The 14,232-nt window shown below is 50.8% G+C and carries 10 protein-coding genes; 8 read left to right on the top strand and 2 right to left on the bottom strand.

The features are described from left to right. Positions 1 to 15: 15 nt before the first annotated feature. Positions 16 to 1,671, bottom strand: a complete 1,656-nt coding sequence (locus B5F83_RS04245) for a DUF4932 domain-containing protein (protein ID WP_087276956.1) — start codon at positions 1,669 to 1,671, stop codon at positions 16 to 18. A 1,342-nt stretch (positions 1,672 to 3,013) separates the two neighbouring features. Further along, complete coding sequence (locus B5F83_RS04235) at positions 3,014 to 3,973, bottom strand: phosphoribosylaminoimidazolesuccinocarboxamide synthase (RefSeq protein ID WP_087276950.1); 960 nt, start codon at positions 3,971 to 3,973, stop codon at positions 3,014 to 3,016. A gap of 92 nt (positions 3,974 to 4,065) precedes the next feature. On the opposite strand from B5F83_RS04235, the gene B5F83_RS04230 reads away from it, so the two are divergent. The 8 genes from B5F83_RS04230 (at position 4,066) to hutH (ending at position 14,230) form a co-directional block, all read left to right on the top strand. Further along, a complete protein-coding gene (locus B5F83_RS04230; protein ID WP_087276947.1) occupies positions 4,066 to 5,370 on the top strand; it encodes a BamA/TamA family outer membrane protein in 1,305 nt (434 codons plus the stop codon). A gap of 80 nt (positions 5,371 to 5,450) precedes the next feature. Then, positions 5,451 to 5,576 (top strand): hypothetical protein, encoded by a 126-nt coding sequence (locus B5F83_RS10830; protein ID WP_255376113.1) that lies wholly within the window; start codon positions 5,451 to 5,453, stop codon positions 5,574 to 5,576. Between the two features lie 3 nt (positions 5,577 to 5,579). Then, positions 5,580 to 6,872 carry a hemolysin family protein gene (locus B5F83_RS04225; protein ID WP_087276944.1) on the top strand — a complete coding sequence of 431 codons (1,293 nt, stop codon included), beginning with the start codon at positions 5,580 to 5,582 and terminating at the stop codon, positions 6,870 to 6,872. After that, complete coding sequence (locus tag B5F83_RS04220) at positions 6,869 to 7,324, top strand: hypothetical protein (RefSeq protein WP_087276941.1); 456 nt, start codon at positions 6,869 to 6,871, stop codon at positions 7,322 to 7,324. The genes B5F83_RS04225 and B5F83_RS04220 overlap by 4 nt, the downstream gene beginning before the upstream one ends. Positions 7,325 to 7,585: 261 nt before the next feature. Further along, the gene (locus tag B5F83_RS04215; RefSeq protein WP_143822454.1) at positions 7,586 to 8,311 is read left to right on the top strand and encodes a hypothetical protein; all 726 of its coding nucleotides are present in this window, start codon (positions 7,586 to 7,588) and stop codon (positions 8,309 to 8,311) included. Between the two features lie 623 nt (positions 8,312 to 8,934). Then, positions 8,935 to 10,641, top strand: coding sequence for a glutamate formimidoyltransferase (ftcD, locus tag B5F83_RS04210; RefSeq protein ID WP_087276935.1), 1,707 nt, complete (start codon positions 8,935 to 8,937; stop codon positions 10,639 to 10,641). A 16-nt stretch (positions 10,642 to 10,657) separates the two neighbouring features. Further along, a complete protein-coding gene (locus B5F83_RS04205) occupies positions 10,658 to 12,688 on the top strand; it encodes a urocanate hydratase (RefSeq protein ID WP_087276932.1) in 2,031 nt (676 codons plus the stop codon). A gap of 66 nt (positions 12,689 to 12,754) precedes the next feature. Continuing rightward, on the top strand, positions 12,755 to 14,230 hold the full coding sequence (gene hutH, locus B5F83_RS04200) for a histidine ammonia-lyase (RefSeq protein WP_087277383.1): 1,476 nt from the start codon (positions 12,755 to 12,757) through the stop codon (positions 14,228 to 14,230). The last annotated feature ends 2 nt before the right edge of the window (positions 14,231 to 14,232 follow it).

Raw genomic sequence — 14,232 nt, 5'->3', positions numbered from 1 at the left:
TGCCGCCGCACGGTTTCATTCATATGCAAACTCGAAAGGATAATTTTCCATCATCGCATACTGGCGCATGCTGCGGAAACCGAAGCCGTTCACGAGTCCGCCGTAAGTCCTGCCTTTTTCGAAATTCCCCTTTGCAAAACTCACGGTAAAGGTGCGGTCGCCTTCAAAGCCGACGGCGACAGTCCCGGTCGGAGGCTGGACATCACTTCCGCCATAGCCCGAAGGGTAGATTCTCGAATCGAAATAACGAGGATTCATCGGGACGGAAAAAGTGAAGCGGAGTTTTACCGTATCTGCGGCAGACGAATCCACGGCAAAACCCGTTATCCTCGGATAGAGAGCCTCATATTTTTCTCTTTCCGACATGATGTCTTTGGAAAATTTTTTATAAAACCTGACGATTTCCGGCATGAAATCCTCAAAATACGGGTACTTGTCCCTGTGTCCATAAAACCTGTCCATCAGCTCAATGGTAGAATTGAACCAGAAAAATCCCTTATAGGCTGTAACAAAAGCGGAATATCCGTATGCATCCGATTCATACGAGCCTATCAGTCCGTACTCTTCTGGGTAGAGAAGGCCTTTCTCCCTGAAATACATCATCTCGCAAAGATTGTTGAGCCACTCGTGGGTCATTATCGAAGGGTCGCCGTATGCTATCTCTGACATGGATGCGCAGACATCGTCTTCGAAAAATATGACGTCCGAAGCACCGGCAAGCTCTTTCATGTATTTACCCGTTATCGGATTGGTAAAATTGTGGCAAAGTTCATGGATTATCACATCAGTGAAGCCGCACCTCTGCTGCACGCTTATGTTTTCCAGAGTGACTGTATTCGGGTCGAACCACAGCCCCATCAGTATGCCGAATCCCGGAACCGTCCCGGAATCCGTGAGGGCATAGTTACTCGGACCGTTTACAAACGAGATGTACAGTTCCGGAGACTTCAGGGGCCGGCCGTAAAACGACCTGAACCACGAGGTATCCACCTCGGCGAAACCGTTGACCAGCTCCTCCCCTTTGCGGTACAGTGCCGAATTTTCCTCGAAAAACCGATGAAAATCAGTTTTCCTGTAAAAATCGTCCATGTACTCGACGAATCTTGCAAAGGCCTCTTCCGTCCACCTCGGATCATTCTCGCAGAGTTTTTTCACATCGGCTTCCGGGTTGAGCGAGATTCCGCCGTCCTTTATGACAAGGAGCCTCGTGGCGGAAGGTATGGCGTCATATCCTATCGAATTGGACACCCTGATATTTTTAAGATGGTTTATCAGTTTGTGGAACCGATGTGGAGAGAAATAACCGTTTATCGCGGCATCGTATTCCGGAATCGTCCCCCGCGAATACTCATAATAGCCCGCAAGCCGTGCCGCTATGCCGGCAAGTTCGAAACGCTCGTCCACCGTAAAGGGCGCCGCAACCGTGGCAGCGGCGGGTTCGGTGTTTTCTTCAACGGCAGTTGCCTCAGCGGCGGTTGCTTCAACGGCGGTTTCCTCAACGGCGGTTGTCTCAGCGGCGGTTGTCTCAGCGGCGGTTTCCTCAGCGGCACTTGCCGGCCCGGGGGCAGACATGGCGACGGTTACGGCTGCCGGGCAGGAGGCTGAAAACGCTGTTGCCAGCCCGGCCAGCGGCAGTGTCGACAAAACAAAGAACAACAATATCCGTTTCATTATCTTAAAGTATTATTTTGATTCATTATTTCTGCTTTCCGGGAAATTTCTTTTAACGGCTTCAAATTTAAGAAAATTATCCTTGACTTCAAACAGATAAGGCCTATTTTTGTCTCCAGGCAGAAACATTGGGCAGATCATCCGCCATGAATTGACTCGTCGGAAAAGTGAACCATTTTTCCGGTTTTTCTGTACACTTTCCCACGGAAATATAGCCCCTACACTATTTTTCTCCGCACTTTCTGGGGAAAGTGAACCAAATTCCTGCAAATTCACGGCACTTTCCCCGGGACAAAATTAGGCAATCGCTTCTACGGCCATTCTGCTTGCATTCTTCGTTCGTCCTATCAGGGGAAAGTGAACCATTTTCCCGCTTTTTTTGTGCACTTTCCCGCCGAAAAAGTTGATTCTACCGCCATTTCGCCTTTTTTCCCCGGGAAAGTGAACCATTTTGCCGCGAATCAGGTGCACTTTCCCCCGGAGGTGAATTTATGAGGTGAATTTATAATTTATAAAATACAGATAGCATCCATGAAGTAGGCTATACTTCACAGTTCCATTTCGTGACAGATAAAGCAACATCCCGGGAGAAAAATGACGAGGCAATGATGAAAGAAGGAAAACCGGATTTTATCGGCATATTTTCCACTCCATGTCCATCTTGTTAGAATTTATAGTATTGATAATCAGTATGTTGTAAAAATACGGGCTGGCTTTGGGTACCTCAGAAAGGACCCAAGCGCAGGATGGTTTTTAGTAAATTATTAATTATCAATGACTTACAAAAGCACAAGCTGGCTATCAGGTTCGTCCCGTTCTGAAAAAAGTTTACCTGTCCTGAAAAGGTTGTAATTGCTTTATGGCTTTATGTCGTTGACGGCTTCCCCGTCAGTCATCCCGCCTGATCCCGCCTGCCTACCCAGTCGGTGCATGATAATTTTGAATGCATTGATAATCAAGAAATTAGTAAAACAGGTGCACATTTCGGCCGTTTAAAACTTTCGGAATGTGTACTTGAATTTTTAATATATTGATATTCAATTTGTTGCAAAATTATCTGCACCAGTACTTCCGCTACGTTCACTTAACCGCGAAATGAACCAGCCTGCCGCAGGCCACTTCACACCTGCAAGCGACTCCGGTACGGCAGGCGACTTCGCTCCCCCTGACTAGTTCAGACCAGCAAGCAACTTCAGCCGGACAGCTACAACAACTCCCGCCCAGCCTGTCACTTCATGCCAGAGAAGCAACTTCACGCCGGAGAGGCCACTTCACACCAGAGAAGCAACTTCACGCCGGAGAAGCCACTTCAAGCCAGAGAAGCCACCTCACGCAGGAGAGGCTACTTCAGGCCGGAGAGGCAGTCGGAGATGTTGCGCCGGATGCGGTCAAGTATCTGGGCACGTGTAAGCGACTCCTCGGTACGAGGAAAGCGCTCCCCGGTAATGTGCTCGTAAAGCTCGATATAGCGGTCTGTTATGCCGGCAACGACGGACGGAGTCATTTCGGGGATTTTCTGACCGGACTGACCCTGGAAACCGTTTGACATCAGCCACTCACGCACGAACTCCTTCGAAAGCTGGCGCTGCCTCTCCCCTGCTGCAAGCCTCTGCTCGTAGCCCTCGGCATAGAAGTACCTCGAAGAATCCGGAGTGTGTATTTCATCCATAAGATATATCCTGTCGCCGATTTTGCCGAATTCGTATTTGGTGTCGACAAGGATGAGCCCCATCTTGGCGGCAATCTCGCAGCCGCGGCGGTAAAGGGCACGGGTGTATTCCTCAAGGCGTTCATAATCCTCGCGCCCGACAAGGCCCGAAGCAATGATTTCCTCTTTGGAAATGTCCTCGTCATGTCCTTCGGCGGCCTTTGAAGTAGGAGTGATTATCGGCTCCGGGAACTTGGCGTTCTCGACCATGCCGTCAGGCATCGGCACACCGCAGATGCTGCGTTTTCCGGCCTGGTATTCGCGCCATGCATGCCCGGAAAGATAACCGCGGATGACCATCTCCACCTTGAACGGCTCGCACTTGTAGCCCACTGTGACCATAGGGTCCGGAACGGCCACTTTCCAGTTGGGGAGTATGTCCGAAGTAGCATCGAGGAACTTGGCGGCTATCATATTGAGCACCTGGCCCTTGTACGGTATCCCTTCGGGAAGCACCACATCGAAGGCAGAAATCCTGTCTGACACTACCATCACGAGGTATTTGTCATCTATATCATAAACATCGCGCACCTTGCCGACATATTTTCCACGGCATCCCTTGAAATCAAAATCAGTTTTTACAATGGCTTCCATATCATCAAAAATTAATACGAAAAATTATTAGTTTTGCACGGAAATTTCACCGGACGGATGAAATCCGCCACAAAGTTATTCGAAAAACGGAAATGAAGAATATCGGAAAGGCTTTTTTGTCAATAATCTTGCCGCTGACCATTATTTTTCCGGCCAAGGGACTGGCACAGGCGACAGACGGCGGGAAGAGGAAAGCCAAGACAGGCTGGAGCATAAACCCCTGCCCTGTCGTTGCTTACGAAACGGATTTGGGCTTCCAGTACGGGGCGATGTGCGACATCTATTATTACGGCGATGGAAAGGATTTTCCCGAATACGAACACAAATTATTCCTGGAAGCGGCATATTCCACCAAACATTCCGGACTTTTCCATATTTTCTATGACTCGGAACATCTGATAAAAGGTCTGAGACTCACGGCATCGGCGACATACATACCCGAAAGGATGCACAATTTTTACGGATTCAACGGTTTCGCTTCGCCTTATTTTCGCGAATTGGACAAAAACAGGGCAGAGAAAACGGCATATTACAACATCGATTACCAGATGCTCCGCGTATTTGCCGACCTCCAGGGAGGGCTTGCAAAGGATTTCCGCTGGGCGGCCGGAGCGGCATTTTACAGATATTTCATCGGGGATGTCAGACAGAAGCCATACGCGGGAAGCGGGAAAGGCTCGCTTTACCGTGACTACATCGATGCAGGGCTCATCGGAAAGGATGAAGCCGGAGGCGGGGCCCATATAGAGTTCAAGGGAGGTATCGTCTATGACACACGCGACCATGAAGCCGCACCGGGGAAAGGCATCTGGGCAGAAGCCATACTGTACGGCTCGCCGGATTTTTTCTCCACAGGATTCAATTACCTGAAAGGGGCCTTCCACTTCAGGCATTACGTACCGCTGTGGGGAGACAGGCTGGTTTTCGCCTACCACCTCGCCTACCAGGGAGTCCTTGCCGGGAAAGCACCGTTCTATTCGCAGCAGACCATTTCAAGCCTCTTCCTCTCGCGGCCTTCATCCGAAGGGCTGGGAAGCAGCAACACCCTCAGGGGAATCAACTATAACCGCCTGCTCGGGAACGGCTATGCCTGGGCCAATTTCGAGCTCAGGGCAAGGATTGTCAGCTTCGAGTTCATCAAGCAGCACTGGTACATAGCCCTCAACCCGTTTTTCGATGCCGGGGCGGTGGTGCAGCCCTACCGTCTTGAAGCGCAGGAAGCCACCGGAAACCGTCTGCTGTACAGCGGGGACAGCGAATCGCTGCACCTTTGCGCGGGAATCGGAGGGAAAATAGCCCTCAACTACAATTTTATCTTCAGCGGCGAAATCGGCTTCGCCCTGGACCGTCGGGACGGCAATTATGTAATCGCGCTGGGGCTGAATTATATTTTCTAAAAATTTTCCATCGCGACTAAAAATTTTTCATTGCAACACGAAGTTTTTATATATTTGCGCATTGATTCGAAAATTTTTATATGGATACTGAAACAAATTGGACATTTCTCATTGTAGTCATCGCCGTACTGCTCGCGCTTTTCATCGTATTGAAAGTGCAGCAGGCCAAGATTAAGAAACGAAGACAGGACAAAAACAGAAGGTAATCCATGGAAGAAATTTTCGTCATTCTCGGGCTCATCCTTTTGAACGGCATCTTCGCAATGGCCGAAATAGCACTTATTTCAGCAAGGCGCAGCAGCATAGCCTCGGATGCGGGCAAAGGCAATTCTTCGGCCAAGACGGCACTGAAACTGATAGACAACCCGGACAATTTCCTTTCGACTATACAGATAGGAATCACGTTAATCGGTATCCTCACCGGTATTTTCTCGGGAAACAAGATAGCGCAGCTGCTTTCGGAGGCGTTCATCAGATGGAACGTACCGGTAAACCTCGCCTCGGGGCTCGCACAGACTATCATCGTCATCATAGTGACCTACCTCACTCTCGTTTTCGGAGAACTCCTTCCGAAAAGGATAGGCATGAGCACGTCCGAGAAAATCACCAAGCTGATGGCCAAGCCGATGTACGCCCTGTCGATAATCGCATCCCCTTTCGTATGGCTGCTTTCCAAGAGCACGCGGATGTTCTACAAGATACTCGGCATACACGATTCGGCGGAAAAAGTCACCGAAGAGGAAATCAAGTCCATGATACAGCAGGGAACCGAAGAAGGGGAAGTGCAGCCTGTCGAGCAGGATATCATGCAAAGGGTCTTCGTCATGGGAGACCTGAAAATCAATTCGCTCATGACACACAAGAGCGATGTCGTATGGGTGGACACCGACGATGACATCTCAAGCGTGCTTCCGATACTCAGGGACAACATGTACGAAATGTACCCGGCGGCCAAACGTGACCTGGACCACATAGTCGGGCTCGTATCGCTGAAAGACCTGTTTTTCAACATAGACAAGAAGGATTTCCGTTGGGAAGACATAGTGCGCGAGCCGGTCTATTTTCATGAAAACATGAGTGTTTACTCGGTCCTCGAAGAGATGAAGCGCAAGAAAATCAGCCGTGCCTTCGTATGTGACGAATTCGGCGATTTCCAGGGAATCATCACGCTGAAAGACATACTCGACGGGCTTATCGGAGCCGTGACCGACGACCACGAGGAAGACACCATCATCAAACGCGAAGGCAATGAAGGCTGGTTCGTGGACGGACAATGCTCAATGTACGATTTCCTCTGCTATTTCGAAAGGGAGGAGCTTTATGAAAATGCCGACTACAGCACCGTCGGAGGCCTGATTCTCGACAAACTGGAGCACATCCCTACGGTCGGGGAACAGGTCGACTGGAAAGACTTCCATTTCGAGGTGGCCGACATGGACGGCGCACGCATAGACAAGGTGCTCGTGACCATAGAAGAACCGCAAGAGGAAGAAGGGGAATGATGCTTAAAGGCACATCCCTGAAAGCGACGGCGGCCATCGTCCTTCTGCTGTGCCTTGCCTGCACTGTTTCCCACGCAGGCAGAGAAGACGGCTCGGGCTTTTATTACGGCATATACGACGGGGATTATACCGATTTGGAAGAATGGCCTGAAGAAACAGTAATAGACGCCCTGATTGCCAACGGCATAACCGAAGCTACCGGAAATTATCTCGTTGCGTACAACACCACCCGCACGGCACTCGGAGTGGCATACGATGCAAGGAAAAACTTCGGAAAGGTATTCAGGAAACTCGTTTACTGCACCGAGGACGGGGTAACGCCTGCGGAAGATTTCAAACCGGCAAGCGCAATGCTTTCCGAAGCCAGTGCAGCTGCCGGTGCCGCCACTGAAGACGGGTACGGAATCCAGGCCGGCAGGATATTTTCCAACCCCACAGCCATCAAGCATTAATATAGGTAGCTGATTATCAATAATTTACGAAAACAACCGAAGGATTTGGGTACTTTCTGAGATACCCAAATCCTTCTCTATTTTTCACAATACACTGATTATCAATGACTTTCAAAACTACACTCTGGCTATGGGGTGAGTTTCGTCCTGAAAAAGTTTACCTGGCCAGTCCTGAAAAAAGTTTACATGTCCCGGAAAAAAGTTATCTTTACCGCAAAATTGAAAACTGTTCAAACAGTTACTAAAATTAAAATGATGGAGATGGAGAGAGAACTGAGGCTGGAGGATATCTATCATGTCTGCACCGACGGGATGTCCCGTAACATTTTATTCAAGGACGACAAGGATTTTATCAAAGGAATGAACGCAGTGGCCGTATGCAGGCTGACATTCGGCGTGAGGATTCTGTGCTTTTGCCTGATGTCCAACCATGTACACTTCATTATCAAAGGGACTTACGATGAATGTGTAGGATTCATAAGGCTTTACAAAAAACGTATGAACGGGCTGCTGGAGGGGGCGAACACGGACGTGTCGGTCAAACAGATTGATACGGAGGATTATCTTAAAACGGCAATTGCATACGTGTTGCGCAATCCTGTAGCCGCAAAGTTGCCGATAGTCCCGGGAGAATACAGATGGAGCTCGGGAAACTGTTATTTTGCCGATGGGAGCATGTATGGCCGACGGTTTACAAAAGCATCCGATTTCGGTTCAACTGAAATGCGGCAAAGGTTCAACACCCGCCATGCCCTGCCCGGTGATTATCTTATAACTGAAGAGGGAATCATTTGGCCCAGATGTTATGTCGATTACAAAACAGTCGAAAGGCTTTACCGCACTCCGGCCGCTTTTCTGTACCACCTTGCAAAAAACATGGATTCTGAAAAGAAGCATTGGGCCTGCTTTCCATCGAAGAAAAACTGTCCATCGCCAGGATTGTCCGTAAAAAATACGGAGCAAGCGCCAAACAGATTTCCCGCATAACAGGTCTCGACCCGCAACTGTTGAAAGAACTTTTGTAAATGCTGCGAGAAGTGTTACGCGGCAGGGAAAGGTGCTGCGCGACAGAAAGAGGTGCTGTGCAGCATGGAAAGGTGCATCGGGGCAGAAAATGTGTTGTGCGACGAGGAAAGAGGTTACGTGGCATGGAATTTTCCACCCCATAGCCAGCCCACTCTTTTGCAAAGTACTAAAAATCAATAAATTACCAAAAATAGCCCTGCGCTTGGGTACCTCAAAAAGTACCCAAAGCCAGCCTCTGTTTTCATAATACACTGATTATCAATACTTTCAAAAACCACACCCTGGCTATGGGGTGGAAAATTCCGGACAAATCCACAGCAATCCCGGGCAAACCACAGCAATTACCGCGCAAATCCCGGACAATTCCCGGCAGTTCCCCGTAAAACCATAAGCCATAAAACGAGAAAAACCGATAAAACTGAAAAAACGAAAAGCCACGGCCGAACGGAATAATTGAAAACAAATTACTATCTTTGCATGTTTAAGGTTTTCATGCCGCGGACTGACTGTTTTTAACGGTTTTCCCGGTTTTTACTGACGGTTGACAACAAAAAAGACATAAAAACAATTAATTTTCAAAAATAATGGAAAGGATTATCGAATGCGTTCCTAATTTCAGCGAAGGGCGCGACATGGCAATCATCAACAAAATCGTAGAATCGATAGAAAAATCCGGAGGGGTGAAAGTCCTCGACGTAGACCCGGGCGAAGCGACCAACAGGACGGTCGTTACTTTCGTAGGTTCACCGGAAAACGTGCTTGAAGCGGCATTCAACGGCGTGAAGAAGGCCGGAGAACTCATCGACATGAGGCACCACAAGGGCGCACACCCGCGTTCAGGGGCGACGGACGTACTTCCTCTCATCCCTATAGCAGGCATCACCCTCGAAGAATGCGCGGAGCTTGCAAGAGGCCTGGCAAAAAGGATATATGAAGAACTCGAAATCCCTTGTTATTGCTATGAGGCCGCAGCCATGAAGCCGGAGAGGAAAAACCTCGCAGTCTGCCGTGCAGGCGAATACGAGGCTCTTCCGGAAAAGATGTCCGACCCGCAGAAGGCACCTGATTTCGGCCCGGGAAAATACACCGAAAGGACCGCAATATCGGGAGCCACCAACGTAGGAGCGCGCGATTTCCTTATCGCCGTGAACTTCAACCTCAACACTACTTCCACAAGGAGGGCCAACGCGATAGCCTTCGATGTAAGGGAGAAAGGCCGTCCGGTACGTGAGGGGAACCCTATCACCGGCAAGATTGTAAAGGACGAAAACGGAAACCCAGTTATGAAACCGGGCACCCTGAAAGGTTGCAAGGCCATAGGCTGGTACATAGATGAATACGGCATAGCCCAGGTTTCGATGAACATAACCGACATCAACGCCACCCCGCTCCATGTGGCATTCGAGGAAGTATGCCGCGCGGCACACGAAAGGGGAATAAGGGTGACAGGCACGGAAATCGTCGGCCTCGTCCCTAAGCGCACACTCATCGAAGCGGGAAAATATTTTCTCGGAAAACAGCAGCGTTCTCTCGGCATAACCGAGGAAGGCATCATCAGGTGCGCCGTCAAATCAATGGGGCTCGATGACCTGAAACCGTTCGACCCTAAGGAGAAAGTAATCGAATACATGATGGTAAGCGAAGAAGAGGAGGCAGCAAAGAGCCGTCTTATAAGGATGACCTGCAAAGGTTTCGCAGAAGAGACGGCATCCGAGTCCCCTGCCCCTGGAGGCGGCTCGATTTCAGCATACATGGGAGCGCTCGGAGCAGCCCTCGGAACCATGGTAGCCAATCTTTCCGCACACAAACCGGGCTGGGACGAAAGATGGAAAGAATTTTCCGACTGGGCCGAAAAAGGCCAGGCAATCATGAGGGAACTGCTTGCCCTCGTGGACGAAGACACGGCCGCCTTCAACAAGATAATGGACGTATTCGCAATGCCTAAGGGCACGGAAGAGGAAAAGGCGGCAAGGGCCCAGGCCATGGAAACCGCTACCCTCTATGCGACCGAAGTTCCTTTAAGGACAATGAAGGCTTCGTTCAAAGCCTTCGAAGTGATACGCGCCATGGCCGAGACAGGAAACCCTAACTCGGTTTCCGATGCAGGAGTGGGAGCGCTTGCGGCAAGAAGCGCCGTACTCGGAGCCTGCCTCAACGTGAAAATCAATGCCGGCAGCCTGAAAGACAAGGCAAAAGCGGCGGAACTAATAGGTGAAGCCGAAAAAATAGCGGCGGATGCACGCCGCGAAGAAGCCGGAATCCTCGAAATAGTCGAAAGCAAGATAAAATAACGGGAGGAAACAGTATATGAATCTCAATGAATTTCAGAAAGACATTCTCGGAGGCATTCCGGACGAACTGCCCGCACCGAAACAATACGACAGGAGCATAAACCATGCTCCGAAACGCAAGGACATCCTTACGGACAGGGAAAAAGTCCTCGCCATAAAGAATGCCTTGAGATATTTTCCTAAAAAATACCATGAAATCCTTGCCAAGGAATTCGCCGAAGAACTCCGCGAATACGGTCGCATATACATGTACCGTTTCCGCCCGGACTATGAGATGTACGCCAGGCCTATAGACCAGTATCCGGCAAAATGCCGTCAGGCGGCAGCCATCATGGCCATGATACAGAACAACCTCGACTACAGGGTCGCCCAGCATCCGCATGAACTTATAACTTACGGCGGAAACGGGGCCGTATTCCAGAACTGGGCACAGTACCGCCTCGCGATGCAATACCTTGCGACAATGACCGATGAACAGACACTCGTCATGTACTCGGGACATCCGCTCGGACTTTTCCCGAGCCACAAGGACGCGCCGAGGGTAATCGTCACGAACGGAATGGTTATACCTAACTATTCTTCGCAGGACAACTGGGAACGCTTCAACGCAATGGGGGTTTCGCAGTACGGACAGATGACGGCAGGCTCTTACATGTACATAGGGCCTCAGGGAATCGTACACGGGACGACAATCACCGTGATGAACGCGGCACGCAAACAGCTCCGCGCGAGAGGCATCGCCCCTACTTTCGAGAACATCCACGGAATGCTTTTCGTGACTGCCGGACTCGGAGGAATGTCGGGAGCACAGCCTAAGGCCGGAGTGATTTCGGGCGTGGTAAGCGTTATCGCCGAAATAAACCCGAAGGCTACCCAAAAGAGATACGAACAGGGCTGGGTAGACGAAGTATATGATTCTTTGGACGCCCTGCTTCCGAGGATACGGGAGGCGCGGGAGAAGAAACAGGCCGTTTCGCTCGCATACCAGGGAAATATCGTGGACCTGTGGGAAAGGCTTGCCGAAGAAGGGGTACAGGTAGACCTCGGCTCCGACCAGACCTCGCTCCACAACCCTTGGGCCGGCGGATATTATCCTGTGGGATATTCATACGAAGAATCGAACAGAATGATGGCCGAAGAGCCTGAAAGGTTCCAGGAATGTGTCAAAGAGTCCCTCCGCAGACAGGCGGCAGCAATCAACAAACTGGCGGACAAAGGCATGTATTTCTTCGATTACGGCAACGCCTTCCTTCTCGAAGCATCCCGTGCAGGTGCCGACATCGTAAGGCCGGACGGCACATTCAGGTATCCTTCATACGTACAGGACATCATGGGCCCTATGTTTTTCGACTACGGCTTCGGCCCGTTCAGATGGGTCTGCATGTCCGAAAAACCGGAAGACCTGCAAAAGAGTGACGACATAGCAGTCAGAGTGCTCGAAGAAATAGCAAGCACCGCACCTGAAGAAATCCGCGGACAGATGGAAGACAACATCCACTGGATCAAGGAAGCCGGAAGGAACCATCTCGTGGTAGGCTCCCAGGCCCGCATACTTTACGCCGACTGCGAAGGCCGTACAAAGATAGCCCTCGCTTTCAACGAAGCCATCAGGAAAGGCGAAATCTCCGCCCCTATCGTACTCGGCCGCGATCATCACGATGTATCGGGCACGGATTCGCCATACCGCGAGACGTCCAACATCTATGACGGTTCCGCATTCACCGCCGACATGGCCGTCCAGAACGTCATCGGCGACTCGTTCAGGGGCGCCACCTGGGTATCCCTCCACAACGGCGGAGGCGTAGGCTGGGGCGAAGTAATCAACGGAGGCTTCGGAATGGTGATAGACGGAGGCAGCGACTCGGAAAGGCACATACGCGAAATGCTCCTCTGGGATGTGAACAACGGCATAGCCCGCCGCAGCTGGGCCCGCAACGAAGGCGCCATCTTCTCTATACAGAGGGAAATGGAACGCACTCCGGGCCTGAAAGTCACCATGCCTAACATAGCCGACGAGGAATTGGTACGGAACGCCCTCGGCAAATAGGAGACCGGTTTTAAAACATAAAAATTTTTAAATTTTCAATTGAAAAAGCAGAAAAAAGGACGTAAAATGATTCATCATATATCACACGAGCGGCTCACGATAGAACGTGTACGCGAAATAATCGAAAAAGGCTACAAGCTGGCCCTCGGCGAAGAGGCTAAGGCAGCAATCGAAAAATGCCGTAAATACCTCGACACCAAGATGGAGGACATAGGGCGCCCCGTATACGGAGTGACTACCGGATTCGGCTCGCTCTGCAACATAACCATCCCCGCCGACGACCTTTCGCAACTCCAGCACAACCTCGTAATGTCGCATGCCTGCGGCACGGGGGAAAGGGTTTCATCCGAAATAGTAAAAATCATACTGTTGCTTAAAATCCAGTCCCTTTCATACGGCAACTCCGGAGTGCAGCTGATTACGGTCCAGAGGCTCATCGACATGTTCAACAACGACATCATACCGGTTGTTTACCAGCAGGGCTCCCTCGGAGCATCCGGCGACCTCGCCCCTCTGGCACACCTCTGCCTGCCGCTCATAGGCATGGGAGAAGTCGAGTACGAAGGAAAGGTACAGCCGTCCTGCGAAGTATGGAAAAAATTCGGATGGGAACCTATCCGCCTCCAGTCCAAGGAAGGCCTCGCCCTCCTGAACGGAACCCAGTTCATGAGCGCGCACGGAGTGTGGTCGCTGATTCAGGCCGACAGGCTGAGCGAGTGGGCCGACAGGATAGGCGCCATGTCCCTCGAAGCCTTTGACGGAAGAATCGAGCCTTTCTACCCTCAGGTACACAGGGTAAGGGCACACAAGGGCCAGATGGCCACAGCCGACCGTTTCCGCGAACTTTTGGAAGGCAGCGAACTCATAAAGCAGCCTAAGACCCACGTACAGGACCCTTATTCGTTCAGGTGCATACCACAGGTACACGGAGCAACCAAGGACACTATCGCATACGTCCGTTCAGTAATAGAAACCGAAATCAACAGCGCGACGGACAATCCTACCGTCTTCCCTGACGAAGACCTCATTATCTCTGCCGGTAATTTCCACGGACAGCCTATCGCACTGGCCATGGACTTCCTCGCAATCGCCCTTGCCGAACTCGCCAACATCTCCGAGAGGAGGATTTACCTGCTGATTTCCGGAGAGAGGGGGCTGCCTAAGTTCCTCGTTGCGAAACCGGGCCTGAACAGCGGCTTCATGATTCCGCAGTACACGGCCGCTTCCATCGTAAGCCAGAGCAAAGGGTTTTGCATGCCGGCATCCGTAGATTCCATACCTTCATCACAGGGACAGGAAGACCATGTGAGCATGGGAGCGAATGCCGCGACCAAACTCGTAAGAGTGGTTCTGAACACCGAAAGGGTGCTTGCAATCGAACTGCTCAACTCGGCACAGGCCCTCGAATTCCGCCGTCCGCTGAAATCCTCACCTGCCATCGAAAAGATATTCGGCGACTACCGCAAGGAAGTGCCGTTTGTCGACGAAGACAGGTACATGCACCCGCTCATCGAGAAATCGATTGAATTCATAAGAAAATAATA

The sequence above is a fragment of the Muribaculum sp. An289 genome (genome assembly GCF_002159555.1).
Taxonomy (GTDB): domain Bacteria; phylum Bacteroidota; class Bacteroidia; order Bacteroidales; family UBA932; genus Merdivivens; species Merdivivens faecigallinarum.
This window is presented reverse-complemented; position numbering and strand designations above follow the sequence as displayed.

Bases quoted from the DNA above. Each gene is read 5' to 3' on its own strand.
- B5F83_RS04245 (WP_087276956.1), bottom strand. From the start codon at position 1,671: ATGAAACGGATATTGTTGTTCTTTGTTTTGTCGACACTGCCGCTGGCC.
- B5F83_RS04235 (WP_087276950.1), bottom strand. From the start codon at position 3,973: ATGGAAGCCATTGTAAAAACTGATTTTGATTTCAAGGGATGCCGTGGA.
- B5F83_RS04230 (WP_087276947.1), top strand. From the start codon at position 4,066: ATGAAGAATATCGGAAAGGCTTTTTTGTCAATAATCTTGCCGCTGACC.
- B5F83_RS10830 (WP_255376113.1), top strand. From the start codon at position 5,451: ATGGATACTGAAACAAATTGGACATTTCTCATTGTAGTCATCGCCGTA.
- B5F83_RS04225 (WP_087276944.1), top strand. From the start codon at position 5,580: ATGGAAGAAATTTTCGTCATTCTCGGGCTCATCCTTTTGAACGGCATC.
- B5F83_RS04220 (WP_087276941.1), top strand. From the start codon at position 6,869: ATGATGCTTAAAGGCACATCCCTGAAAGCGACGGCGGCCATCGTCCTT.
- B5F83_RS04215 (WP_143822454.1), top strand. From the start codon at position 7,586: ATGGAGAGAGAACTGAGGCTGGAGGATATCTATCATGTCTGCACCGAC.
- ftcD (WP_087276935.1), top strand. From the start codon at position 8,935: ATGGAAAGGATTATCGAATGCGTTCCTAATTTCAGCGAAGGGCGCGAC.
- B5F83_RS04205 (WP_087276932.1), top strand. From the start codon at position 10,658: ATGAATCTCAATGAATTTCAGAAAGACATTCTCGGAGGCATTCCGGAC.
- hutH (WP_087277383.1), top strand. From the start codon at position 12,755: ATGATTCATCATATATCACACGAGCGGCTCACGATAGAACGTGTACGC.